Below are 25,672 nucleotides of genomic sequence, written 5' to 3' on the forward strand. Positions count from 1 at the left end.
TTTCAAAAAAAAGGGATTATTCCAACTATTATGGGAAAATAAGTTTAGAGAGCGCGGGAGCGACGGCTAAAGTGAAGAGCGCAGCCAGAACCATGGAGATACTGGAGATGGTTCCTGTTAGCGAACTTAGTTCGAAGGCTTTCGAAGTACCGGTGCCGTGAGCACCGGTTCCAAGCAGGGTACCACGCGCAATCTCGCCATCAATATGCAGCATTTTGACGATGGAAGGCCCCATAATAGCTCCGAGTAGCCCCGTCATTATCACGAATACGGCCGTAACCGCCGGAATTCCTCCAATAGAAGCCGACACATTCATGGCAATCGGTGTTGTGATGGAGCGTGGAATCAAACTGTGAATCAAGCCGGAGTCCAAGCGCATCCACTTGGCGAGCATAGCGGAAGAAAGCACAGCAACAACTGAGCCGGTCATGACGCTGACCACAATCTCAGAAATATGTTTTTTGAGCACATGAAAAAAGGTGTAGAGGGGTACCGCAAAAGCAATCGTAGCAGGTTGCAGCAAAAGACTGAGCCATTTGCCTCCACTACTATATGCCGCATAATTTGTTCCAGTTAATAAGAGTATGCCTACAACCAGCAACGGTGTAATGAGCAATGGGGACAGATACACTTTGGGCAGACTGCGATACATCCGCTTGGCGACCCCGTAGATCCCAACCGTTAACAGCAAACATAAAAATCCAATCATCCGGTGTGACGCTCCTTTCGTTTGGCAATACGTGTAGCAACCAGGCCGGTACAGGCCATAACCAGAAACGTGCTCAACAGCACGATAAATAAAATCTGCAATCCGTCATGCTCCAGCATGGGCATGTAATTCATGATGCCAACCGCTGACGGGATAAAGAATAACAGCAGTTCACCGAGCAGCCACGCTGCACCGATTTCGATCCAGCGCAGTTTTACCACACCGGTCTGCAGCAGAATGAACAGGATAACCATTCCGAGAATCGAACCGGGTACAGGCAGATGGAGAGCGCGGGCCAACAGGTCCATAAGTAGTGAAAAAACCATTAACAGTGCAACTTGTGCAATGCCGATGCCCCACTTTTTCACATGAATCCCTCCTTTTATATATCAACATATATTGGATAAGTTTGATTTAAGTATTTGTGAAAATGAATGGAAGGTTTGCTTCGTATCACAAATTTTACATCGCATTCTTTCATGAGTAAAATGCATATTAAGAATGTTTTCTATTCCATTTATCTATAGGAAGAAGATGGGCTTATCACGATAACGATGGAAAAGGAGGAGTGGGACGAGCTATGGATATTCGCCATCTACAATATTTTCTGGAAGTTGCCCGGCAGCAGAGCTTCACGAAGGCCGCCGAGGTGTTGTACATCACCCAGCCGACGATCAGTAAAACGGTCAAAAGCCTGGAGGACGAACTAGGCATAACATTACTGGATCGGTACGGTAAACAGGTGAAGTTAACGGATGCGGGGCATGTCTTTTTTCGGCAAGCGCTGGAGATTGAAAAGTCGTTCCGCAGTCTGTCGTCTGAACTGGACGATCTGATGAATCTGAAGAAGGGGCACCTGCGGATCGGTTTGCCGCCGATGGTGGGATCAAGCTTCTTTCCGATGATTATCGGTGAGTTCCACAAAGCGTATCCTGAAGTGAGTATTCAACTGTTCGAAGATGGGGCAAAGAAAGTAGAGGCCGATGTCATTAGCGGTGTGCTGGATATCGGTGTGGCCGTGCTACCAACGGTGGATGAGCTGCTGGATCATTTTGTGTTTGTGCAGGAAAAGCTGAATCTGCTTGTCCATCCCTCACATCCGCTTGCTGGAAAAGAGTCAGTCGCGCTCCATGAACTGGAGCAGGACGCATTTGTATTGTTCCGGCAGGATTTCGCGCTCCACGATCGCATTATTGCAGCTTGCCAGCAAGCTGGATTTCAGCCACGAGTGGTGTATGAAAGTTCCCAGTGGGATCTGCTGAGTGCGATGGTTGCAGCCAATCTCGGTGTTGCCCTGCTGCCGGAGACGATCTGCCGCGAGGTCGATCATATGCGTGTGCGGATCATTCCAGTCATGGAGCCGGTCATTCCATGGCAGCTTGGCATGATCTGGCGGAAGGATCGATATCTTTCTTTTGCCACCAGGGAGTGGATTGCATTTACCCAGTCGATGCTGGGGGAACAGATGAAATGATGCCGGATCATTGATACAATATAAACACAAATACTGGTGGGGGTGTGGGACTTATGAAACTGCGGGTATCCGCTGTACAATACCAATTGCAAACGATCCGCTCATTTGAGGAATTTGCCGCTCAGGCAGAGCATTACATACGGACAGCTTCCGAATTTGGAACAGAATTCGTACTGTTTCCAGAATTTTTTACAACACAATTAATGTCTATTGGAGACGCGCAGGGGAATGCACTGACGATTGAAGACTTGCCTGATTTTACAGAGCAGTACGAGCAGTTGTTCATCTCCCTTGCTGCCCAATACAATATGCATCTGATCGGAGGCACACACGTTATTCGGAAGGAAGGCAAGCTGTACAATACGGCGCATATGTTTTACCCGGATGGACGGATTGCACGCCAGGCCAAGATTCATATTACACCCACTGAAGTGACGGAGTGGAACATGGCTGCGGGTGACGGACTGGAAGTGTTTGATACGGACAAAGGCCGCATTGCGATGCTGACCTGTTACGATATTGAATTTCCCGAAATCGTACGTATGGCAAAAGCTAAGGGCGCAGATGTGATTTTCTGTCCTTCCTGTACGGACGACCGCCACGGATTTTACCGGGTACGATATACGAGTCATGCGCGTGCGGTAGAGAATCAGGTATACGTTGTATTAACGGGAACGGTAGGCCATCTGCCGACGGTTGATTTCATGCGTGCCAATTATGGACAAGCTGCGATTATTACGCCAAATGATGTGCCATTCCCGCCGCGCGGTATTCTGGCAGAAGGTGAGATTAACAACGATATGATCGTTACCGCCGACCTTGATCTGGATTTGCTGTATGAGGTACGCGAACGTGGCTCCGTAACAACCTGGCGTGATCGCCGTACCGATCTGTACACAGATTGGGAATAGATTGTTTTTGGAGTAGCGGAAGTGGAAAGGAGAGACAAGCAGGATGTATGTCAAAGAAATGCTGATAACCGATCCCCATGCAGTCGGCAAAAAGGGTAAAGCCAAAGCGGTCATCCGCAATTATGCGGCCCCTGACTTTGAAGAGTTGATTCGCATTCAGGCTGAGAGTTTCCCGCCGCCATATCCGGAGGAACTGCTTTGGAACCAAGAGCAGCTTGGTAGCCATGTCCAGCACTATCCTGAAGGAGCCATCTGCATCGAGGTGGATGGTGAACTGGCTGGTTCCATGACTTCACTGCGAATGCAGTGGGACCCTGCGAACCCATCCAGCCATACGTGGGCGGAGGTTACAGATGATGGATATATCCGTAATCACCAGCCGGATGGGAATACGTTATATATTGTTGACCTCTGTGTACGTCCGAAATATCGTAAGTGGGGGCTGGCTCAGCTCATGATGCAGGCTATGTACCATCTTGTGATCGCGCAAGGTTTGGATCGTCTGCTTGGAGCAGGGCGGATGCCGGGATATCATCGGGTGGCTGAGCAAATGTCAGCACAGCAGTATCTGGATCAGGTTGCTGCTGGAGAGAGGCATGATCCCGTCATTTCTTTTCTGCTGCGATGTGGACGTATGCCTGTTGGTGTAGCTGCCGATTATCTGGATGACGAGGAATCCTGTCATTATGCGGCTCTGATGGAGTGGCGTAATCCGTTTAGATGAGGATTCTATTTGTCGATAACGTTCCTGCTAACTTTTTTTGAGATTGCTACCTGAGTTAAAACGAACGATATTGATCCAAAACCATATTTAGATTAGGGAGGCTTTATCTATGGAATTTACACGTATTACATCCATCCAAGATCCGTTGTTTGCTCAAATGCACAAGCTGATGCAAGAAATTTTCCCGCCGGAGGAAGTGTTGGACTTCCCGTTATGGGCTGAACCGCTGGAAGACCCGGGCATCCGGGTGTTTGTCGCTGTACATGAAGGACAAGTGGTTGGTGCGACGGAGTACCGTTATTATGAGGACTGGAACGTAGCCATGACCGATTTTACGATTATTGGGCGTGAAGGTCTGGGCATTGGAGCATTCCTGGCGAACCACCGCAAGCGTGATCTGCAACAGCTTGCTGCTGCCAATGGTAAAGCGCTATTTGGAATGTTTGCTGAAATCTACAATCCATATTTGAGTCAGGATCATGCGTTTGGTGGCATCAAACCGATGGATCCATACGTACGTCGTGAAGTGCTGTCCCATCTGGGGTATCAGCGTCTCGACTTCCCTTATGTGCATCCATCCTGGCAAGGAGATGGTGAGGCGGTAGGAGGCTTGGATCTGTGCTTTATGCCGGGTGATGAGTCACTTGCGGAGCTGCCGGCCAGTCTGGTTGCCGATTTCCTGAATCGGTACTATGCTGTGCTGCCAAACAAACCGCAGGAATGGCTGGCCATGGTAGAGCAGCTGAATGCGCGTGAGTCGGTAGCTTTGCGCCCATTGTAAGCTGTCGCACGGCATAAGCTTTCCTGAATGAAGATAGGCGAATGCGCTAACGATCTCAGAAAGCCTTATTTCGGCGTTTCGGCACACTTTCAAAATCCTAACGATCCGGAGAGATCTTATTTTAGCGAAAAGGGACCATTTTCAAGCTGAAACTATGAATTTTGCTAAAATAACGTCTCCTGAGATCGTTAGAATTTCAAATCTAGGCGTGTCTTGAAGTGTGTCTTGCAACCCACTTAATTGCATCTTTTACCGCCTTGTCGCCCTGCTACGTCGCTTTCCCTTGATGTGCGCCTGCTCCTGCGGTTAACTTCCTAACTTCCACTCACTCCACACCCAGCAACTCCACTTACACGTAACTCGCCAACTCTACTCTATTCTCTTTACTCGATCGTATATGTTGTCACAAACGAAGGTCGCGGAAACATGGTTGGTTTCTGTGCGGTCAGGCCTTCACTTGTGCTGCGATTGCGGTGAGCATGGTTATAGGCTTGCGACTGTTGCCAGCCCTTAAAATGTTCTTCCGTTTGCCAGAGTGTCAGTACGACATACGTATCCCCCTTAAGTGGACGAAGTACACGAATACCGACAAATCCGGGTTCATCTTCTACTTTGCGGGCACGGTTCTTAAAACGTTCCTCAAAATCATTCCGGCCATCTTCAGTAACAGGAATATTGTTCAGCACGGCAAATCCACCGCCTGTCCAAGACCCTGCATCGTCAAAAGCCTCGTAAGCAGCCACTTGGTCATCCGATTCAATATTCAGTAAACGTTCGGATGCTTCGATAGAGAGAAGTACCTGATCTTCTGCGCGTAGTGTCAGATGTGGATATGCTGCAAGTGCATCTGGCAGTGGTGATGGAACGAAATAAATATACATAGGAAGTTTGCCTCCTTTTTTTAGTTGAATTCTATATACATAAGTTTGCCTATACTTGTACACGAGAACGCGATCTATATAAATTGAACTATTCATTTACACTTGAACGGAGAGGACAGAAAAAACCTGAAAAAGCGGAGCTAAAAGCTTTCTGAAAGAAAGCTACATCGGAAGCATACGCCTCGCCTTTATCACCGGATTTTCCCCTTGGAAAAGGGATCAAAAATCTGGGGATAACCGCTACTCTCCAGGTTATTCCGTCATCGGAGTGGACTGTGTAAAATCTTTAGTTCAACTTATATAGTTCAACTTATATAGTTCAACGTATATTTTCAACATAGCATATGGGAACGGACGAGTCCAATTTACCAAAAATCTGGTTTGAGCACAGCATTTCATGATAAAGTAGAACCACTACAAGTAGAACGGGTGATCGCATGACAACAACAATTCGGATATCAGTGAGACCATTGGTCGAGTACGTGTATCGCAGTGGCAGCATACGTCCGGGATTCCGTACCAATGCATCGATGCAGGAGGGAACGCGGATTCATCAGCGGGTGCAGAAGGCGTATACCGAAGAGGATTTGAAAGAAATCGTACTGGAAGCCGAGCTTCAGCATGGAGATCTGACATACGTCATCGAAGGCCGATGTGACGGACTGATTCGCCTGGAGGGACAGCTGACGGTAGATGAGATCAAATCCACGGCAGGTAACCTGGACGAGCTGGACGGTGGGCTCGACGTACACTGGGCGCAGGCGAAGATGTATGCCTATATGTATGCTGCACAGCATGATGAGCCACGGATGCAGGTGCAGCTGACGTATGTACATTCGGTAACGGGGGAGGAACGGCGGTTTCGCCGCATGGCGGAGCGGCAGGAACTGGAGCAATTTGTAGCAGAGGTGATAGCTGGATATGCACCGTATGCCGAGATGATTGCTGCTTATGAAGCGGAGCGGGACGTGAGTGTACGCGAGCTGCCATTTCCTTTTCGCAAATATCGGGAGGGACAGCGCAAGCTGGCAGGGGCAGTGTACAAAACCATTCGTGAAGGACAGGGGCTCATGGCGAAAGCACCTACAGGCATCGGCAAAACGATGTCCGTGCTCTTCCCTGCGGTGAAGGCCATCGGTGAAGGCGAGGCCAGCCGTTTGTTCTATCTGACAGCGAGAACGACAACGAGAGTGGCGGCGGAGGAAGCTTTTGCCCGGATGCAGGCGGAAGGGTTGAACATGCATGTCATCAGCCTGACGGCGAAGGACAAAATCTGTTTTAAGGACGAGGAAGCTTGTGATACAGGCCAGTGCGGCATGTGTGAAGGGTATTATGACCGAATCAATGGTGCTGTGCTGGACATGCTGGGGAATGAAACGTTAATGACACGCCCCGTCATTGAGCAGTACGCGCGTAAACATCGGGTGTGTCCGTTTGAGTTTTCACTGGATGCGGCGTATGCAGTCGATGCGGTGATCTGCGACTATAACTATATCTTCGATCCGCGTATATCGCTTAAGCGCATGCTGGAGGAACAGAAGCGCAAGACAGTATTGCTGGTGGATGAGGCACATAATCTGGTGGATCGCGGGCGCATGATGTTCTCCGCGGAGCTGGAAAAAGCCGTATTCCTTGATGTCAAAAGAGAGTTCCAGACGCTGGGCAGCCATGTGCCCGCCGCGAAAGCAATTGTGGACTACACCGGAGCAATCGACAAGTATCTGATTACCCTGCGCAAGAACGGCGGAGAAGAGGGCAAAATCATTCAACAGGAGGCACCGGAGGAGTTAATTGAACGGCTGGAGCCGTTTATTATGGTGGCAGAGCAATGTCTTGTCGAAGGTGGATCGGGCAGTGCCGAGATGGATCAACTGCTGCTGGATGCCTACTTCACGGCGCAAAACTTTGTACGGATCGCCAAGTTGTATGACGAGCGATTCATCACGTATGCGGAGTGTGTGAGGAGTGAGGTACGAGTGAAGCTTTTTTGTCTGGACCCGTCTCAGCAGCTGCGTCAGACAGTAAAGGGGTTTCGCTCGACCATTCATTTCTCGGCGACTCTGTCACCGCTTCGCTATTACCGGGATATGCTGGGGGCAGAGGAGGAGGATTATACGCTACAGATTCCTTCTCCGTTTAACCGAGAGCAGCTGGATGTGCGACTCATGCCGCTGTCCGTGCGTTACAAAGACCGGGAGCGTTCCAAGCGTCCGATTGCCGAGATGTTACAGCAGCTTGTATCCGAGTGGCCGCGAAGCAATCTGTTGGTCTTTTTCCCTTCCTATCCGTACATGCGTGAGATTTATCAAGCATATACACAGCTTCCAGGGGCGAGTGATGCGGATACAGTAATGCAGGAGCAAGGCATGAATGAACAGGAACGAGAGCAGTTCCTTGCGGCATTTCAACCACACCCTGAGCGTACCCGTCTCGTTTTTGCCGTGATGGGCGGTGTGTTCTCAGAGGGGGTCGATCTGCCGGGAGATCGACTAAATGGTGTTATTGTTGTGGGCGCGGGATTACCGCAGATTGGTCTGGAGAACAACGTGCTGAAGGATTATTTTGATAAGTCGGGACGCAACGGTTTTAACTATGCTTATGTATTTCCGGGTATGAACAAGGTGCTGCAAGCTGGAGGCAGGCTCATTCGAACCGAAGAAGACAAAGGTGTGCTGGTGCTGGTCGATGATCGTTTCACGCAAGAACCGTATCGTTCCTTGTTACCTGAAGAATGGCTGGATTATAAACGAATTTGACGGATTTTCCACATTTTTAGCTCTGTTTTTCAATGATTCACGAAAATTTTTCTTGATTTTCTTAACATTCTTTCATTTTTATGATTGAAACATAGGGTAAACGGGTTATAACTTGGTTAGCACGAACGAACAACGGTGATACCCTATCTGTTCCGCGGTCCGCTTCGAATGCAAATCAAGGAGGTCGGTTTGTGATGAAGAGAAATCATACGATGATGCAGTTTTTTGAATGGCATTTGGCTGCAGACGGCGATCATTGGAAACGACTGGCTGACATGGCCCCGGAACTGAAAGCAAAAGGCATAGACTCGGTATGGGTGCCTCCTGTAACTAAAGCTGTGTCTGCAGAAGATACAGGTTATGGTGTGTATGATCTGTACGATCTGGGCGAATTTGATCAAAAGGGTACGGTACGCACCAAGTATGGCACCAAGCAGGAGCTGGTGGAGGCCATTGCTGAGTGTCAGAAGAGCGGCATCGCTGTCTATGTCGATCTCGTGATGAATCATAAGGCTGGAGCAGACGAGAAGGAAGTATTCAAGGTGATTGCGGTGGATCCCAATGACCGGACCAAGGAAATTTCCGAACCGTTTGAGATTGAAGGCTGGACGAAGTTCACATTTCCTGGACGCGGAGATCAATACTCCTCCTTCAAATGGACATCTGAACACTTCAACGGCACGGATTTTGATGCCAGGGAAGAGCGGACGGGTGTGTTCCGTATTGCGGGTGAGAACAAAAACTGGAATGAAAATGTCGATGATGAGTTTGGCAACTATGACTATCTGATGTTTGCCAATATAGATTATAACCACCCGGATGTGCGGCGTGAGATGATCGATTGGGGCAAATGGCTGATCGATACGCTGCAATGCGGCGGTTTCCGACTGGATGCGATCAAACATATCAACCATGAGTTCATTAAGGAATTTGCTGCGGAGATGATTCGCAAACGCGGTCAGGATTTCTACATTGTAGGCGAGTTCTGGAACTCGAACCTGGATGCCTGTCGTACGTTTTTGGACACGGTGGATTACCAGATTGACCTGTTTGATGTGTCCCTTCACTATAAGTTTCACGAGGCTTCTCTGGCGGGGCGCAATTTCGATCTTTCCAAAATCTTTGACGATACCCTCGTTCAGACGCATCCTACCCATGCGGTAACTTTTGTGGATAATCATGATTCACAGCCTCATGAGGCATTGGAATCTTGGGTTGGAGATTGGTTCAAGCCGAGCGCGTATGCACTGACATTGCTGCGTCGTGATGGATATCCCGTCGTTTTTTACGGCGATTATTACGGGATTGGCGGACCTGAACCGGTGGATGGCAAAAAAGAGATTTTGGACATTCTGTTGTCAGCTCGCTGCAACAAAGCCTATGGGGAGCAAGAAGACTATTTCGATCATCCTAATACCATCGGTTGGGTGCGCCTTGGTGTTGATGAGATCGAAGGTTCTGGCTGCGCGGTGGTCATCGCCAACGGGGATGACGGTGAGAAGAGAATGTTTGTCGGTGAGCATCGTGCAGGAGAGGTCTGGGAAGACCTGACGCATAGCTGCGAGGACGCAATCACCATTGAGGAAGATGGCTGGGCTACGTTCCACGTATGCGGCGGAGGTGTGTCCGTCTGGGCACTGCCAGAGCAGAATGGTTAGTCTCCGGTCGTTTATGTTCACACGATGATTTGAAATAAGTAACAAATTAAATAAAGCTGATAAAAAAAATTGATTTTTAAATGTCCAAGTTTTGAATTGCTCAAGAAGGTCATCTGCGGATGACCTTTTTGAGTTTACCAGATAAGGTTAGGGCGAAGTGTGTAAAGGGACGAGCGGGTGGGGGATGAGGGTGATCCTCATCCTGATCTTCCTAATTACTCGCTCAACTCAAAAGACTCCAGTGTACCAACGATGCGCAGATCATTCGCATGCTCGCAATTGAATTCTGCACGTTTATCCGCTTCGGCGTATTCATCATGATAATGCATCAGTACCGTTTTTCGTCTCACCTCGGCGGGGAGTTGCTCCAGATCCTTCAAAGACGTATGGGATTTGATGACCAAATCATGCATGTGGCATTCATGGAAAATCAACTGCACTTCGGGTGCGACCTGTTCCACTCGCTCACGATCAAGCGTGCTGTCCGCACTATAGTAAAAATAAGGTTTTGCTATCAGTCCGTTACTGACCATGCCAGGAACATGCTGCGTGCGAAACGTCTCGAACGTTACCCCGCCGAGTTCAAAACTTCCGCCATCCGGCAGTGGAACCACATCATAATAATCACTCATCGTTCGTTCGCCGTCCGTCGTATATCGCATACCTGGTGAAAGAATGCTCCACAGCGGCTCAACTAGGTCCTCATGAATGAACAGACGCGGCTTGCGATCCCCTAATATCTGGGCGTAATAGCCGAGCATCTGAACCCCGTTAATGTGATCCTCATGCAGATGGGTAATGAACACATTATGAATGCCCGTCATCGCGAACCCGTATTCCTTAAGTGCTTTGGCGTTGGACTCTGGAAAATCAATGACCAGATGGGTACCGCCGAATTCAGCCAGCATACTATTATGATGTTGCTCCACGCTGAACATGTCTCCTGTACCTAGAAAAGTGATTTTCATCGCATTTTATCTCCTTAGTATGGCTGATGTAAGGACCGGTATATAGTCAGTCTTGGATTGTGATATCCAGATCGATCTCCATATCCGTATTGTTTTTAATAAGAGAGTTGATCTCGCATCGATCTTAAAATCAGTATCACTCGCGTTAAATCCAGTATACCGTGTTTCCAACGAGTATGCCTAAATCAACCTTTTTTGAGAACGCTATCATTTTATATTGAACTTTGACGCCAAAGGGTGTAGCTTAAAGATGGAAAGTGAACCTGAATGAACGTAAACTCACCTAAAGGGAGCGTGCAAGGCGAATGAAATCTTTTCTGGATGAACAATTCTTACTTCACAATGAAACGGCGGTCAAGCTGTACGAGCAGTATGCAAAAGACATGCCGATTATGGATTATCACTGTCACCTCAGTCCTCAGGAAATTTACGAAAACAAAACATTTGGCAATCTGACAGAGGCCTGGTTATATGGCGACCATTACAAATGGCGTCTGATGCGGGCTAACGGCGTTGAAGAAAAATATGTAACGGGCGGCGAAGGAGTGACGGATTATGACCGCTTCCTTGCTTATGCCAGAACGGTGCCCATGATGATTGGCAACCCGTTGTACGCCTGGTCTCACCTGGAATTACAACGTTACTTCGATGTGCATGACGTTCTTAACGAGACAAGTGCCCCTGCGATCTGGGAAAAAGTAAATGCCCAACTTACTGGCGAAGGCTTCGGTGCGCGTGATCTGATTACCAAATCCAATGTTACTGTGGTATGCACCACCGATGATCCAACCGATTCTCTGGAATATCATCTGAAAATTCAGGAGATTGAAGGTTTTGATACAGCAGTTCTGCCGTCGTTCCGTCCAGATAAAGGACTGGAATTGAACCGGGATACCTTTATCGAATGGGTGGGCAAGCTTTCACAGGTTGCAGGCACAGCAATTACGGATTATGACTCATTCCTGGCTGCGCTTGAATCCCGTGTGGAATTCTTCCATTCCGTAGGTGGCCGTGTCTCTGACCACGCACTGGATTACGTGCCTTACGCTGAAGCAACTCGCGAGGAAGCGGCAGCCTCTTTTGCCAAAGCACTTGCTGGAGAGAAGGTTTCCCGCACCGAAGAGGACGGATACAAGACAGTTACACTGACATTCCTTGGCAAACTGTATGCAGAGCGCGGCTGGGTGATGCAGTTCCACATCAATGCAGCACGTAACAACAACACCAAGATGTTTAAACAGCTCGGCCCGGATACGGGTTATGATGCTGTCAATGATACACCATTATCATCAGCTGTAATCGGCTTGCTGGATACGTTGGAGCAACAGGATGCTTTGCCCAAAACGATTCTCTATTCCCTTAATCCACGGGATAATGAAGTGCTGGCTGCCATTATTGGGAGCTTCCAGGGTGGAGGCGTTCCAGGTAAAATCCAGCTTGGTGCTGCATGGTGGTTCAATGATACGAAGGATGGCATGCTGGCCCAGATGAAGGCACTGGCAAACGTAGGACTACTTAGCCGTTTTGTTGGCATGTTAACGGATTCCCGAAGTTTCCTCTCGTATACAAGACATGAATATTTCCGCCGTTTGCTCTGTAACCTGATTGGTGAATGGGCAGAACAAGGTGAAGCACCAAACGATATGGAGCTGCTCGGTCAGATCGTACAAGGTATCGCCTATAACAATGCGAAGACCTATTTTCCATTTGCTGCTGTGCCGAAGAGTGTGTCTGCTTCTAAATAAATAGTGATTCAACGATCTATTTAATAAAATTGATTTCAAAAATTCTGTTTTAAAAATGCTCTCGATTTCCTCTGTTTGGATTGAACCAAACGGAGGGATTGGGGGCTTTTTGTCATGTTGAAGCGCGAGTGATTATATGGGTGCTCAGATAGCATTGGAAGGCTCTTGGACATTAGATGCATTTGACATAAATGAGTAATTGACATAACTCTACGTCGAGAATATACTTAGGTAACCTAATTAATTGATTCACTATTAAATTGGTTTACTATTAAATTGGTTGTCTATTAAATAAAATGCCTACTTAATAAGCAGACTACAATTGTTATTTATGGAAATGTGATGTTCCGAAGAAGGAGGACGATGTGATGACTGGCATAGATCCGGTGGCTCAGAAGCTTTTATACTCCATTATGCAGTTTAATAAAGCCAAATGGAGACAACATAAACCACATGGGCGTAATCACAATGAAATTATGGTACTGGCTTGTCTGCTTCATGGCTCACATCCGGGGGAGCGTATGGATTGGCGGGATAATCCGCCTGATTTCGAAAGCCATTTGAACCAGGAGCACCCGGGATTAAAAGTATCTGAGATCAGCGCATTAATGCGTGTGAAATCACCAACCATTACACCGGTTATTCGCGGCCTGGAGGATGAAGGCCTGGTTGAACGGACGATGGACCCCGAGGATCGGAGGGCTGTGCGGATTACAATTACGGACGCGGGGCGTGCGATCATTCGCGCAGCTCATGAAGAGCGCATGCAAACATTTAACAGGCTGGTTGAACACCTGGGCGAGGAGGACAGCCTGCAACTGGCTGGATTGCTCAGCAAGGTGTACACCTTTTTTGATGCACAGGTTTCCGGGCAGAATGAAGCACCTGAGCAACGAAACAAGGCAGTGGAACAAGATAATGATGCATCTGAACCAATCAATCAAGAAACTAAACCGGAAGTATCCAAACAAGGAGATGATACGCCATGATGAAATTATTTCGCATGCTTAAGCCTTATCGTATCCCCATTATTTTTATTTTGGCGCTTATTTTTCTGCAAACGATGGCGGAGCTGTACTTGCCTACGTTAATGGCGGATATCGTGAATCTCGGTATCGTCAAAGGTGATGTGCCTTATATCTGGAAAATTGGTGGTTTCATGCTGCTGATTGCCATTGGCGGAACAACCTGTTCCATTATCGCCAGTTATTTGTCCTCACGCACGGCTGGCGGATTTGCCAAACAGCTGCGCAGCAGAGTGTTCCGGCATGTCGAGAATTTCTCATTACAAGAATTCGACAAGCTGGGAACAGCATCACTGATTACTCGCACAACGAATGATATTACGCAGGTACAGAACGTGCTAACGATGATGCTGCGTATGATGATTATGGCTCCGATGATGTGTATCGGGGGGATTTTCATGGCTGTTTCTCAAGATGCGAAGCTGTCGACGATCTTCCTGGTTGTCCTGCCTGTACTAGCCGGCGCTATTGCATTGATCGGTTCCAAAGGATTTCCGTTGTTCAAGCAAATTCAGAAAAAGCTGGATCGCCTCAACCTTGTGCTGCGTGAACAACTGACAGGTATTCGTGTCGTTCGTTCCTTTAACCGGGGTGAACATGAGCGTGTTCGTTTCAACGGGGCAAATTCGGAATTAAGAGATGCATCGATCAAAGTCAACGTCCTGATGGCGACAGTTATGCCTGTGATGATGCTGGTCATGAACTTTTCGATGATTGCGATTCTATACTTCGGTGGTCTGCGCATTGATGGTGGCCATATGAACATTGGTTCCCTGATCGCCTTTGTGCAATATGCGATGCAGATCATGTTCTCACTGATTATGGTATCCATGATTTTTGTCATGATTCCCAGAGCGTCTGCTTCGGCAGAGCGGATTAATGAAGTGCTGGATATGCAGCCGGATCTGTCTGACCCTGTACAGCCTCACACGATGAAATCCCTGCAGGGAACGATTGAGTTCGATCATGTTACTTTTCGTTATCCGGGTGCAGAGAATGCTGCCCTGTCCGATATCTCGTTCACGGCTCGCTCCGGTGAAACGACGGCAATTATCGGCGGTACAGGTTCCGGTAAAACAACGTTACTGAGCCTTATTCCACGTTTCTATGATGTGACCGAAGGTACTGTGCGTGTGAATGGAACAGATGTACGGGATATTAAACAGGAAGAGCTACGATCCAAAATCGGGTTTGTTCCGCAAAAAGCCGTCCTGTTCACCGGAACCGTAGCGGAGAATATTCGCCAAGGTAAAGACGATGCCAGTATGGATGAAGTCATTCATGCGGCGCGCATAGCACAAGCCGAAAACTTCATCTCCGAGATGAAAGAGGGGTATGACAGTCTGATTGCACAAGGCGGGAATAACGTGTCGGGAGGACAAAAACAACGTTTGTCCATTGCACGCGCACTGGTTCGCCGTCCTGAAATATATATTTTTGATGACAGCTTCTCGGCTCTTGATTTCAAAACCGATGCCAGACTTCGTGCTGCGCTCAAATCAGAAACGACGGAAGCGGCTGTGTTAATCGTAGCTCAGCGAGTGAGCACAGTTATGGATGCTGACCGGATTCTCGTCATGGATGAAGGCCAAATTGTCGGTTCCGGAACACATAAAGAGCTGCTGGAGAACAATGAAGTGTATCGCGAGATTGTATCTTCCCAGCTGACTGAGGAGGAGATCGCATGAGTGAACGTACAACAGCACGGAAAGCACCAAGTAACCCAAGCGGGCCGGGCCACCCTGGCGGCGGAATGGGCATGCGGCCTCCAGTTGAGAAAGCAAAAGATTTCAAGGGCACACTGCATCGCCTGATTCAATATCTCCAACCACACCGTCGTCGTCTGATCGGTGTACTGGTCGCTGCGATTTTAAGTACAGTGTTTGGTATTATTAGTCCAAAGGTTATGGCTGAGGGTACAGATATTCTTGCCCACGGAGCTATTGCTATTATGCAAGGTGTGCAGGGAGCCGGGATTGATTTTCCAGCCTTAATGAAAGTGTTGTACCTGCTGTTTGGGTTGTATCTGTTCAGTGCTGCTTTCGCGTATGTACAGCAATACCTGATGGCTGGTGTAGCCCAGCGGGTAGTCTATGATATGCGTGAGCAGATCAGTGCCAAGGTTGGACGTTTGCCGCTGAAATATTTTGATTCCCGTACACATGGTGAGACGCTTAGCCGTGCAACCAATGACGTGGACAATATCAGTAACACATTGCAACAAAGTTTGGCTCAGTTTATTACGTCCGTGGTGACGATTGTGGGTGTCATCATTATGATGCTGACGATTAGTCCATGGATGACCTTAATTACGATTTTGACCCTGCCGCTTAGTGTCGTGGTGGTTATGCTGGTGGCTTCCCGTTCGCAGAAACATTTTGCGGGACAGCAGAAGTCACTCGGTGAATTGAACGGTCATGTCGAAGAAATGTATACGGGTCACAAGGTGGTCAAAGCCTTTGGACGCGAGGAGCAATCTGTACAGCAATTCGAGAAAGTAAATGAAGAGTTGTATGCATCGGGCTGGAAAGCCCAATTTATTTCGGGGATTATTATGCCACTGATGAACTTTGTCGGGAATCTGGGATATGTGCTGATCTGTGTGGTCGGCGGGATTTTTGTTACACGGGGTTCCATCTCCATCGGGGACATCTTGGCCTTTACACAATATTCGCGTCAATTCACACAGCCGATTAATCAGATTGCCAACATCTCTAACATTATTCAATCCACAATTGCATCGGCAGAACGGGTATTCGAGCTGTTGGATGAGGAAGAGGAAGTTCCTGAGTCCAAACAACCTGCAACGTTGCGTTACCCGTCAGGGGCTGTGGCGTTTGAAGCGGTGGATTTTGGATATAAGGAAAATGAACTGCTCATTCGTAATATGAATATTGACGTTAAACCAGGGCAGACCGTAGCCATCGTAGGACCGACAGGAGCCGGAAAAACAACGTTGATCAACCTGCTGATGCGTTTCTATGAGCTTCAGAGTGGCCGGATTACCATCGATGGCATCAATATTAAAGACATGACACGCGGTAATCTGCGTAGTATGTTTGGCATGGTACTCCAGGATACGTGGCTGTTTAACGGTACGATTCGCGATAACATTGCCTATGGACGCGAGGATGCAACGGAAGAGGACGTAGTCAAAGCCGCTGTTGCCGCCCATGCAGACCATTTTATTCGCACACTGCCGGACGGATACGATACGGTGCTGAATGAAGAGGCGTCGAACATCTCGCAAGGTCAGAAGCAGCTGCTCACGATTGCGAGAGCGATTCTGGCGAACCCGTCCATCCTGATTCTAGATGAAGCAACCAGCAGCGTGGACACACGTACCGAGGTCTTTATCCAGAAAGCGATGAATGTACTGATGCAAAACCGTACAAGTTTTGTCATTGCCCACCGTCTGTCCACGATTCGCGGCGCCGATCTGATCCTTGTCATGGATCATGGTAATGTGATTGAGCAGGGTAACCATGAGGAGCTGATGGCGAAGCAGGGCTTCTATGCCGATCTGTACAACAGTCAGTTTACGGAGCAGCAGCCGCAGGCGATCTAACGAAATAGACTGGATGGTAAGGCTGTCTGACCCATTCAAGAACGTATGTAAACCAATTTTTTAGAAAAATAGAACCTCCACCAAGGTGCTCTAGGCACCTCTGGTGTAAGATAAATCAAAACAAACGGGACGTCGCAGTCGTTGCATTGCTTCGTCCCGTTTGTGTTATCACTGCTATGCCCGAGCATTTTCCTGCGGGCAAACGTCGTGCCTCATGGTACCTGGCTGTGTTTGCTCGCAGATATGAAAGGCATGGTAAGCAAGCTATAAACTATTTATGCCTTGGTCTCCACAGGAAACCCTTTTTACTTTCACTGGTGACCTGATGGTCCTGTTTGATTTCATCTTCCGAATCAGCACGATGGTTTGTTTCATGTTCGGATTTGTCCTGCGAGTTTTCCTCAAGGTTATGGCGTGTAGCATCCTCTAGTGATGGCGGTGCTGGTTCACCCTGCAGTGCTTCACGCTGTTCGATCATGCGTTTGACTACTTCGTAACAGTCGTCAATATGTTTGTTGCCCACATAACGCATGCCGGTGAAGCTGAGGGCGGCGGCAAGGCCTTGGCCTGCCAACGGAACAAACTTGGCAACCGATTTGGTTGCTACTCGAATGCCTACACGTTTGAGCACCTGAACGACCAGTTCTTTAGTGACCATACGGCCGATAATTTTACTTCCGATCGACATGACAAAACCGTAAATCATGGACTTCGTCTCAGGGTCCATGCCCTCGAGTTGTTTTTGCGATAATCCGAATTTATTGTTAATGGCAGGTAACAACTGCATCAGCATGCCCACATCAGCGATGACATCTGTACCGGGAAGGGGCACGAGTGTGGAGCCGGCTGAAGCGGTAGCTCTTTTGCGAACCATGGTACGGCATTCCTTGCGAACTTGCTCTAATTGCTCCAATGTAGCTGGAATCATAGGGAATTCCTCCATTCGTGTATAGTGTACATATAACCGTTTTGAGGCGAATTGAATGGGTTGCTCCCGCTAAGATGTTGCCTATATATTATAGGTTGCGGATTAACCTTTTTTCTCATGCATACATCCGGTCGATGCAGGTAATGGCTATAAAATAATACATACAGCTCATGTTGCTTGAATGAAATGAAAGTAGCTTGTCCTGTACAGCTATCTGGTATTACGCATGAAAAACAAAAACGATGCATAATCCGCATGTCGCTTCCTCTTATGAAGTTACGCTTGTACAATCAATCACGGTTTACGATCACTAAAATATCCTGAGCCTATGACTTGTTTAGCATTTCAACCTTTTGGGGTAAAGGGAGACCAGCATTGGAATGGAGGAAGAGTGGCATGGAATGGAACAAAGCCTTGTTAATTCATCATCTTCATGCAGGGAAAGCCAATCGGGAAAATACATTAGGTTTGGTCACAGGTGTACTTGCTCCAGCCATTCATGAACTGGTCGTGGTTCGGACGGATGAACCGGGTGAAGGAGAGAGGTTGTGCCGGGAGCGCGGGGAAGAATTCGATGTGGTGTTCATTCTGGGCGGAGATGGTACGGTGCATGAGTGTGTAAACGGGCTGGCATCCTTGCAAAATCCTCCACAGGTCGGCGTACTTCCAGGCGGTACATGTAATGACTTTGCACGTTCACTGGGCATTTCACCGGATGCCGAGACAGCGGCACAAGAACTGCTAACAGGGCGGGTTATATCGGTGGATATCGGACGAGCAGATGACCGGGTGTTTACGAACTTTTTCGGGATTGGTCTGATCAGTGATACCTCACAGAACATTAACGAGAATTTGAAAGGCACGCTCGGCAAGGTCAGTTATTTCATCAGCACACTTCAGACGATAAGCCGTTCCGAGCCATTTCAATATGAGCTAGAGATCGACGGAGAGTGCACGACAGGCGAAGCGGTAATGATCTATGCTGCTAATGGGCGTTTTCTGGGCACGAATGCGTTACCTTTTGCTCCGGATGCATTGCAGGACGGTAAGCTGGATGTGCTCATTATCCATGAGACAGGCATCCCTCTGATGCGGGAAATTCTGTCGCACAAGCCGGAGGGGGAGTGGCAACCCCGGCATGAGAGTATTTCCTATTTCAAGGCGTCTACGTTGAAAATAAAAACAGAGGTACCGATGCCAGCCGATACGGATGGCGAATTGTACATGAAGACACCCGCCGAGCTGTCGGTGCTGGCGGGTCATCTGCATTTTCTGACCGGGGCTGAGGAATAACCTCCCCGGTTTTTATGGTTTTTGTACGCTTTCACTGCTATTCATGAGTAGAAATGCTACCAGCTTTCAAGCACGAGTTTCCAAGCATATCCTAACTATTTGGCTGTTGCTTTCAGATGTTTCTCCCGGAACTCATCCTCAAGGATGCTCATCAGAATGGCATCATGATACTGGTGGTTGTAATACAACATATCCCGTTTAACGCCTTCACGCTGGAAGCCAAGCTTCTCATACGTGCGAATAGCGCGTTCGTTAAAAGCAAAGACATCCAGCTCAATTCGATGCAGATTGGCGATGCCGAATCCGTAATCGAGCATAAGAAGCACTGCTTCACTCCCATATCTCTTACCTTGGTGAGCTGGCTGATCGATGGCAATGCGAATGTGTGCACTGCGGTTTTTGGCGTGCATGTCCATCAGGGCAACATCCCCGATGATTTCGTCTGTACTTTGTAATGCGATAAGCAGGTTCAGTCGTGAGTCGTTCAACTATCGGATCATATCAAACGGGAGATTTTCCGTGGAGAACTGGTGGAACACAGCCGCCTGCCTTCTGTTCGCAAATGTGCAGAACTGCTGGGTATAAGCACAACACCGGTGGAAGCTGCGTACCAGCAGCTTATTGCGGAAGGATACATCTATAGCCAGCCGCGCAGAGGTTATCGCGTTCGAGCTGTAGTTGAAGGTTATCACGATATAATGCTGGGAAAATGGGATACACACACGCCACCTCAACGAATAGGCAGGATCAAGCAGGTTCTACGGCAGTTTCAACAGGCTTCAGAGCTTACGTCCGGTGACGCGTGTTTCCTATGATTTTCATATGTCACACAATGATTTTAGCCTGTTTCCTTATACAAAATGGCAGCAGTACGCGAATCGTGTTTGGCGTGACGAATCCAGGGACTTGTTATTTTACGGAGACCCTCAAGGTGAGCCGGGATTACGGAGAGAGATTGCAGACTATTTAGGACAATTCAGAGGTGTTCGATGTATACCGGAGCAGATTGTAATCGGTGCGGAGCAACATCTGCTAATGTCGTTGCTCGCACAGACCATGCTGTACAAGGGAGATCTTAAATCGATCGCTGTAGAGAATCCCGGATACCGTCTACTGCCCGGTACATTTCGGAATTATGGATATGAGATTATCCCGATCTCACTGGACAACGAAGGCATGAACCTGGATGAACTGGATCAGGCAACTAGCTGGTGTATCCCCGTCGCATCAGTTCCCCATGGGTATGATGATGCCGATTAGCCGCAGACTTGCTTTGCTGGACTGGGCGGAACGTGCAGGGACCTACCTCATAGAAGATGATTATGACGGCGAATTCAGATATTCCGGTCGTCCCATTCCTTCTTCAATGCAAGGTCTGCGAGAGAACGCACCTGTCATCTATATGGGGGGGATTCTCTCAGGTGCTTGCGCCTGCCTTTTGCGTGCATTACATGGTAATACCCAAGGAACTCTTGCCCTATTTTGCCGAGGTATACAGAAGCGTTCTGTTTGAACAGTCGGCCTCACGTCTGTACCAGCGAACATTGGAATTATTCATTCAAGATGGGGAACTGGGAAAACATATTCGTAAGGGCTGCTTAACCGCTCCATTCAAAAAGAGTCCCACGAGTTCCTCTGCCAGTTCAACAATTGTACCGTGCATCTGGCGTACATCCTCACGGTTGGCGAGCATCAGCAGGGACGTAAAGGCTTGAGCCAGCAGCATGGGGTTGGCTCTTCGCAAATACCCGTGATCCATTTCCTGCTGAAAATGTGTAGCGAGCACACCAAAGATACGATTCTCTGCATCTCGAATTTGAGCAAACTGCTCGGCATTCAGATATGTTTCGGCCTCACGCATCATCGTTTCAGTATCGACATGGGACTGCTGCATCTTGGCAGCCGCCACGTTGACTAGTCGTTCCTTCAACGTGCCGGGTTCTTCGAGACGCAGTGTCGTCTGTTGCATACCCATTGCCATCATGCGGGTAATCGCTATGGTAAACAGTTCAGGTTTGCTGGAAAAATGATAATAGATCGACGCCTTGGTAACCTGACATAACGAAGCGATCTGCTGAAGAGAAACGGCTTCGTATCCATATTCCATAAACAGCCGTGAGGCCGTCATTAGGATGTCATTGTAGGCGGAAGCTTGATCTGCACCTGCTTTGGGTCTGCCTGGAGCACGCATGGAGATTGTTTCTTTTCTTGGTTTTTTGTTCATCATAATCAACCTCATTTACGGATAAAATAACGTATTGCGACATTGCAAAAAATTAGGGATTGCATAATTAACCTTCCGGTATATATAATTAACTCAATTATATTATGACCCATGGTTCATTTCCATACCATGACAGTAATTTAACAGCTATTTTGATCAAATGATTGCTTCTATAAGTTGAACCATTTATTTTGCACTGGAACGGAGAGGACAGAAAAAACCTGAAAAAGCGAAACGTTCGCTTAAAAGCTTTCTGCAAGAAAGCTGCATCGGAAGCATACGCTTATCACCGGATTTTTCCCTTCATAAAAGGGGATTCAAAAAAATCTGGGGATAACAGCGATTGGAAGGTTATTCTGTCATCGGAGTGTCTGTGCAAACCATCTTTCTGTTCAACTTATATGGATTAAAACAAAACTAGGGAGATGAATAGACCATGCAAGAAGGTTCAGGGTATGGCCGCTTTATAGCGGGCAAACGAAGTAAATGGGTCACGCTGCTCGTATGGATTATCATTGCAGTTGTGCTTGGTATGGTGTGGCCAGCAGTAAATCAGCGCGAGACCAACAATGCACAGGATTTGAGCGATTCGAAACCATCCGTTCAGGCCGCTGCGATGGCGAAAAAAGAATTCCCTGGCGGCGAGGGATTACCCGCGCTGATCGTCTGGCGCAACCCTGCCGGACTCACAGAGGATCAGATACAACAGATTCAGGCGTTAACCGAGCGATTGGATCAAGACCCGGTGGAGCAGCAACAGTCCGTTGTACCGCTCTATAAGCTGCCACCGCAGGCGATTAAAGGCCAGCTTTCGGAAGACGGAAGTACAATGGTCATGCCGCTATTTTTCAACAAAGATGCCGACGCTAAACAGCTGAAGGCAGGTGTCGAAGGATTAGAGGAAAAAACAAAAGCGATCTTCGGCATGAATCCGTTTGATACAGCTATAGATAATCCAAGCAAGTTGATCGCACGTGTAACCGGACCTGTGGGCATATCCATTGATGCGACGGGATTGTTCTCATCCGCCGATGTGTCCTTGCTGATTGCAACGGTGGTGCTTGTACTTGTACTGCTTTTGCTTATCTATCGCTCGCCTGTACTGGCGATTATACCGATTATTGCCGTGGGTTTCGCCTATATGGTCACCAGTCCGATTCTCGGATTTATGGCAGACCAAGGCTGGATTACGGTTGATGCTCAGTCGATCTCGATCATGACCGTGTTGCTGTTCGGAGCCGGAACGGATTACTGTCTGTTCATGATCTCCAGATACCGTCAAATTCTCTATCATGAGCCGGACAAAAAGAAAGCTATATTCCAAGCGATCACCGGATCATCCGGCGCGATTGCAATGAGTGGATTTACGGTGGTCGCCGCTTTGCTGGTGTTGCTGCTGGCTGAATATGGCGCATATCATCGTTTTGCCGTACCATTCAGTTTGTCCATCTTCATCATGTTTATTGCAAGTCTGACGCTGGTTCCGGCCCTGCTTGCCATCTTCGGACGGGGATCATTCTATCCGTTTATTCCACGTACTCACGAGATGGAAGTGGAGCGGGCGAAGAAAAAAGGCAAACCGGCTCCAGCTCCGCGTAAAGTCCGTGAAAGCTGGATTGGACGCATCGTAACGACCAAACCGTGGGCGGTTTTGGCGATTACGGTGGTGCTGCTCGGTGGACTGGCTGCCTTCTCAACTCAAGTGAAATTTACGTACGACTTATTATCTTCCTTCCCGGAAAATGTACCTTCCCGTGAAGGCTTTAAGGTCATTGGGGAGCAATTTTCCCAAGGAGAGCTGGCTCCAGTTAAAGTGATCGTAGATGCTGGGGGCAAAAATACGGATCTGAAAGAGCGTCTCGAATCACTGGATTATATCAGCAAGGTGAGTGACGCGCAGCAAGGCGCAGAGAACCCTAACATTACGGCGTATAACGTAGAGTTCAATCTCAATCCGTACTCGATTGAAGCGATGCAGCATATTCCTGACTTGCGTGCTACAGCCGAAGCGGCATTGAAAGATGCCGGAGTTACGAACGTGGTTCAACAAGTGTGGATTGATGGACAGACGGCCGAACAGTATGACATCGAAGTGGCTGGCGAGCGGGATGCTAAGATTATTATTCCCGTCGTTATCGGTATGATCACGTTGCTGCTGTTGCTCTATCTGCGCTCGGTTGTTGCGACGGCCTATCTGATTATTACCGTAGTCCTGTCGTATTTCTCCGCACTGGGCCTGGGCTGGATTATCATCCACTATGGGCTTGGAGCAGAGGCGATCCAGGGAGCGATTCCGCTCTACTCCTTTGTCTTCCTCGTAGCACTCGGCGAGGATTATAATATCTTCATGATCTCAAGCATCTGGCAGAAACGCAAAACGATGCCGCTCCGTCAGGCGATTAGAGAAGGTGTAGGTGAGACAAGTTCAGTTATAACCTCTGCGGGTCTGATTCTGGCGGGCACGTTCGCTGTATTGGCTACTTTGCCAATTCAGGTGCTGGTGCAGTTCGGTATCATCACCGCCGTAGGTGTGCTGCTGGATACATTCCTGGTTCGTCCGTTCATGGTGCCAGCGATTACAGCGCTGCTGGGCAAATGGGCTTTCTGGCCAGGCAAGTATATGCCGATTGCTGAGAAACAAGAAAAGAAACCAACCCGATCCTTGTAAACCATGGAGAGGGACAGATGGACGGCGGGGCTTCATGCCCGTGGTCCATCTTTCTTTTTTACCAGAGGCGAGAGTGTTGAGGTTTGTCTGAGATGGAATGGATAAGCTGGTAAAAATGCGCATAAAATGCTGTAGGAACGGGATTCTTTGGATGTGTAAGGTTTACTCGGCTTAGGGTTATGGGACATAATAGAAGAAGCGTCGGCCTTGTGCGGACGGACAAGTTCACATCAATGGGGAACCAGAGGAAGGATGAAAGCAAGCATGACGAACAAACTGAATGTGTATTTCAATCATGACGGCGGCGTGGATGATCTCGTATCGCTGTTTATGCTTCTGCAAATGGACAATGTAAACGTAACCGGTGTATCGGTTATTCCGGCAGACGGATATTTGGAGCCGGCGACCGATGCGAGCCGTAAAATTATCGATCGTTTTGGAACGTATTCCGTAGAAGTATCCAAATCGAACTCCAGAGGCAAAAACCCGTTCCCGGCAGCGTGGAGACTGCATTCCTTCTATGTAGATGCACTGCCTGTTCTGAACGAATCCGGCAAAATGGAAGCGCCGCTCTCGGCTGTTCCAGCACATCAGCATCTGATCGAAAAAGTACGCAATACCGAAGGTAAAACGTTGCTGTTGTTCACAGGCCCGCTCACGGACCTTGCGCGTGCGCTTGACGAAGCACCGGATATCGAAGAGAAAATCGATAAACTGGTATGGATGGGCGGTACATTCGAACGTGGAAACGTAGAAGAGCCGGAGCATGACGGTACGGCGGAATGGAACGTATTCTGGGACCCGGAAGCGGCATATCGTGTGTGGCAGAGCGGCATTCAGATTGATCTGGTTGCCCTGGAAAGCACAAACAAAGTACCTCTTACACCCGCAGTTCGTAACCGCTGGGCAGCAGAGCGCCGCTTCGAAGGTGTGGATTTCCTGGGAAACTGTTATGCAGGGTGTCCGCCACTGGTGTACAGTGAGACCAACTCCACGTATTATCTGTGGGATGTGCTGACTACGGCTTCCGTAGGCCGCGAGGACATCGTGAAGAAAAAAACGGTGAACTGCATCGTCATTCCAGATGGCCCGAGCCAAGGTCGCACGGTGGAGCAAGCAGACGGACGTCCGGTGCAACTGGTCTATGATACAGACCCGGAAGCATTCTTCACATACATGACTGACCTAGGTAAAAAAGCTGCTCCGCAGCGTTACTAATGATCGGCAGCCGTAGGGCTGACCTTCATTGAAGATAAAAAGACCTTTATACGAGACGTATCAACGATACATCTCGTATAAAGGCAAGAGCTAAAGAAAGCCGCAGGCTGTGTTCCGATGATCGGGTGAACCCCGATTCCA

22 protein-coding genes and 1 pseudogene are annotated in these 25,672 nt (G+C 48.4%); 16 read left to right on the plus strand and 7 right to left on the minus strand.

Annotated features, from left to right (window positions below; translation table 11 throughout):
- Positions 1-28: 28 nt before the first annotated feature.
- Together ACR8BL_RS18625 and ACR8BL_RS18630 are read right to left on the minus strand one after the other, a co-directional pair.
- Complete coding sequence (locus ACR8BL_RS18625; RefSeq protein WP_434748989.1) at positions 29-709, minus strand: LrgB family protein; 681 nt, start codon at positions 707-709, stop codon at positions 29-31.
- Positions 706-1,077, minus strand: coding sequence for a CidA/LrgA family protein (locus tag ACR8BL_RS18630; protein WP_434748990.1), 372 nt, complete (start codon positions 1,075-1,077; stop codon positions 706-708). The genes ACR8BL_RS18625 and ACR8BL_RS18630 overlap by 4 nt, the downstream gene beginning before the upstream one ends.
- 212 nt (positions 1,078-1,289) lie before the next feature.
- Here ACR8BL_RS18630 and cidR point away from each other — a divergent pair, with 212 nt between their 5' ends.
- The 4 genes from cidR to ACR8BL_RS18650 all read left to right on the plus strand — a co-directional run bounded on the left by cidR (position 1,290) and on the right by ACR8BL_RS18650 (position 4,599).
- Positions 1,290-2,183 carry a cidABC operon transcriptional activator CidR gene (cidR, locus tag ACR8BL_RS18635; RefSeq protein ID WP_434748991.1) on the plus strand — a complete coding sequence of 298 codons (894 nt, stop codon included), beginning with the start codon at positions 1,290-1,292 and terminating at the stop codon, positions 2,181-2,183.
- A gap of 53 nt (positions 2,184-2,236) precedes the next feature.
- Complete coding sequence (locus tag ACR8BL_RS18640; protein WP_434748992.1) at positions 2,237-3,094, plus strand: carbon-nitrogen hydrolase family protein; 858 nt, start codon at positions 2,237-2,239, stop codon at positions 3,092-3,094.
- Positions 3,095-3,137: 43 nt separating this feature from the next.
- The gene (locus tag ACR8BL_RS18645) at positions 3,138-3,818 is read left to right on the plus strand and encodes a GNAT family N-acetyltransferase (protein ID WP_434748993.1); all 681 of its coding nucleotides are present in this window, start codon (positions 3,138-3,140) and stop codon (positions 3,816-3,818) included.
- Positions 3,819-3,927: 109 nt separating this feature from the next.
- The gene (locus ACR8BL_RS18650; RefSeq protein ID WP_434748994.1) at positions 3,928-4,599 is read left to right on the plus strand and encodes a GNAT family N-acetyltransferase; all 672 of its coding nucleotides are present in this window, start codon (positions 3,928-3,930) and stop codon (positions 4,597-4,599) included.
- Between the two features lie 383 nt (positions 4,600-4,982).
- Here the strand turns inward: ACR8BL_RS18650 and ACR8BL_RS18655 are convergent, their stop codons facing one another.
- Positions 4,983-5,480: an antibiotic biosynthesis monooxygenase family protein gene (locus tag ACR8BL_RS18655; RefSeq protein WP_434748995.1), complete on the minus strand. Its 498-nt coding sequence runs from the start codon at positions 5,478-5,480 to the stop codon at positions 4,983-4,985.
- A 437-nt stretch (positions 5,481-5,917) separates the two neighbouring features.
- Between ACR8BL_RS18655 and ACR8BL_RS18660 the strand changes: the two genes are divergently transcribed.
- Complete coding sequence (locus tag ACR8BL_RS18660; protein WP_434748996.1) at positions 5,918-8,236, plus strand: helicase C-terminal domain-containing protein; 2,319 nt, start codon at positions 5,918-5,920, stop codon at positions 8,234-8,236.
- Between the two features lie 194 nt (positions 8,237-8,430).
- A complete protein-coding gene (locus tag ACR8BL_RS18665; protein ID WP_434748997.1) occupies positions 8,431-9,894 on the plus strand; it encodes an alpha-amylase in 1,464 nt (487 codons plus the stop codon).
- A 215-nt stretch (positions 9,895-10,109) separates the two neighbouring features.
- On the opposite strand, the gene ACR8BL_RS18670 is transcribed toward ACR8BL_RS18665, so the two are convergent.
- Positions 10,110-10,862, minus strand: a complete 753-nt coding sequence (locus ACR8BL_RS18670) for an MBL fold metallo-hydrolase (RefSeq protein WP_434748998.1) — start codon at positions 10,860-10,862, stop codon at positions 10,110-10,112.
- A gap of 305 nt (positions 10,863-11,167) precedes the next feature.
- Between ACR8BL_RS18670 and uxaC the strand changes: the two genes are divergently transcribed.
- From uxaC to ACR8BL_RS18690, 4 genes are all read left to right on the plus strand, one after another.
- Entirely contained in the window at positions 11,168-12,607 is a 1,440-nt protein-coding gene (gene uxaC, locus ACR8BL_RS18675) for a glucuronate isomerase (RefSeq protein ID WP_434748999.1), read from the plus strand.
- 368 nt (positions 12,608-12,975) lie between these two features.
- The gene (locus tag ACR8BL_RS18680) at positions 12,976-13,596 is read left to right on the plus strand and encodes a MarR family winged helix-turn-helix transcriptional regulator (protein WP_434749000.1); all 621 of its coding nucleotides are present in this window, start codon (positions 12,976-12,978) and stop codon (positions 13,594-13,596) included.
- Positions 13,593-15,320, plus strand: coding sequence for an ABC transporter ATP-binding protein (locus tag ACR8BL_RS18685; protein ID WP_434749001.1), 1,728 nt, complete (start codon positions 13,593-13,595; stop codon positions 15,318-15,320). Before ACR8BL_RS18680 ends, ACR8BL_RS18685 begins: the two co-directional genes overlap by 4 nt.
- A complete protein-coding gene (locus tag ACR8BL_RS18690) occupies positions 15,317-17,200 on the plus strand; it encodes an ABC transporter ATP-binding protein (protein ID WP_434749002.1) in 1,884 nt (627 codons plus the stop codon). The genes ACR8BL_RS18685 and ACR8BL_RS18690 overlap by 4 nt, the downstream gene beginning before the upstream one ends.
- 271 nt (positions 17,201-17,471) lie before the next feature.
- Here the strand turns inward: ACR8BL_RS18690 and ACR8BL_RS18695 are convergent, their stop codons facing one another.
- Entirely contained in the window at positions 17,472-18,128 is a 657-nt protein-coding gene (locus ACR8BL_RS18695; protein WP_434749003.1) for a hypothetical protein, read from the minus strand.
- 396 nt (positions 18,129-18,524) lie between these two features.
- Here ACR8BL_RS18695 and ACR8BL_RS18700 point away from each other — a divergent pair, with 396 nt between their 5' ends.
- Complete coding sequence (locus tag ACR8BL_RS18700) at positions 18,525-19,421, plus strand: diacylglycerol/lipid kinase family protein (RefSeq protein ID WP_434749004.1); 897 nt, start codon at positions 18,525-18,527, stop codon at positions 19,419-19,421.
- A 95-nt stretch (positions 19,422-19,516) separates the two neighbouring features.
- Here ACR8BL_RS18700 and ACR8BL_RS18705 read toward each other — a convergent pair.
- Positions 19,517-19,900, minus strand: a pseudogene (locus ACR8BL_RS18705) (GNAT family N-acetyltransferase); the annotation flags it as partial.
- Between the two features lie 51 nt (positions 19,901-19,951).
- Between ACR8BL_RS18705 and ACR8BL_RS18710 the strand changes: the two are divergent.
- Genes ACR8BL_RS18710 through ACR8BL_RS18720 form a run of 3 tightly spaced genes read left to right on the plus strand, consistent with a single transcriptional unit; the run spans position 19,952 to position 20,934 of the window.
- Positions 19,952-20,236: a GntR family transcriptional regulator gene (locus ACR8BL_RS18710; protein ID WP_434749005.1), complete on the plus strand. Its 285-nt coding sequence runs from the start codon at positions 19,952-19,954 to the stop codon at positions 20,234-20,236.
- 7 nt (positions 20,237-20,243) lie between these two features.
- Positions 20,244-20,681 carry an aminotransferase class I/II-fold pyridoxal phosphate-dependent enzyme gene (locus ACR8BL_RS18715; protein ID WP_434749006.1) on the plus strand — a complete coding sequence of 146 codons (438 nt, stop codon included), beginning with the start codon at positions 20,244-20,246 and terminating at the stop codon, positions 20,679-20,681.
- Positions 20,659-20,934 (plus strand): hypothetical protein, encoded by a 276-nt coding sequence (locus tag ACR8BL_RS18720; RefSeq protein WP_434758261.1) that lies wholly within the window; start codon positions 20,659-20,661, stop codon positions 20,932-20,934. The genes ACR8BL_RS18715 and ACR8BL_RS18720 overlap by 23 nt, the downstream gene beginning before the upstream one ends.
- Before the next feature lie 45 nt (positions 20,935-20,979).
- Here ACR8BL_RS18720 and ACR8BL_RS18725 read toward each other — a convergent pair whose 3' ends face one another.
- Positions 20,980-21,648: a TetR/AcrR family transcriptional regulator gene (locus tag ACR8BL_RS18725; RefSeq protein ID WP_434749008.1), complete on the minus strand. Its 669-nt coding sequence runs from the start codon at positions 21,646-21,648 to the stop codon at positions 20,980-20,982.
- Between the two features lie 433 nt (positions 21,649-22,081).
- Between ACR8BL_RS18725 and ACR8BL_RS18730 the strand changes: the two genes are divergently transcribed.
- On the plus strand, positions 22,082-24,313 hold the full coding sequence (locus tag ACR8BL_RS18730; RefSeq protein WP_434749009.1) for an MMPL family transporter: 2,232 nt from the start codon (positions 22,082-22,084) through the stop codon (positions 24,311-24,313).
- A 264-nt stretch (positions 24,314-24,577) separates the two neighbouring features.
- Positions 24,578-25,531 (plus strand): nucleoside hydrolase, encoded by a 954-nt coding sequence (locus tag ACR8BL_RS18735; protein WP_434749010.1) that lies wholly within the window; start codon positions 24,578-24,580, stop codon positions 25,529-25,531.
- Positions 25,532-25,672: the final 141 nt, after the last annotated feature.

The sequence above is a fragment of the Paenibacillus amylolyticus genome (assembly GCF_051136285.1).
Lineage (GTDB): Bacteria > Bacillota > Bacilli > Paenibacillales > Paenibacillaceae > Paenibacillus > Paenibacillus amylolyticus_F.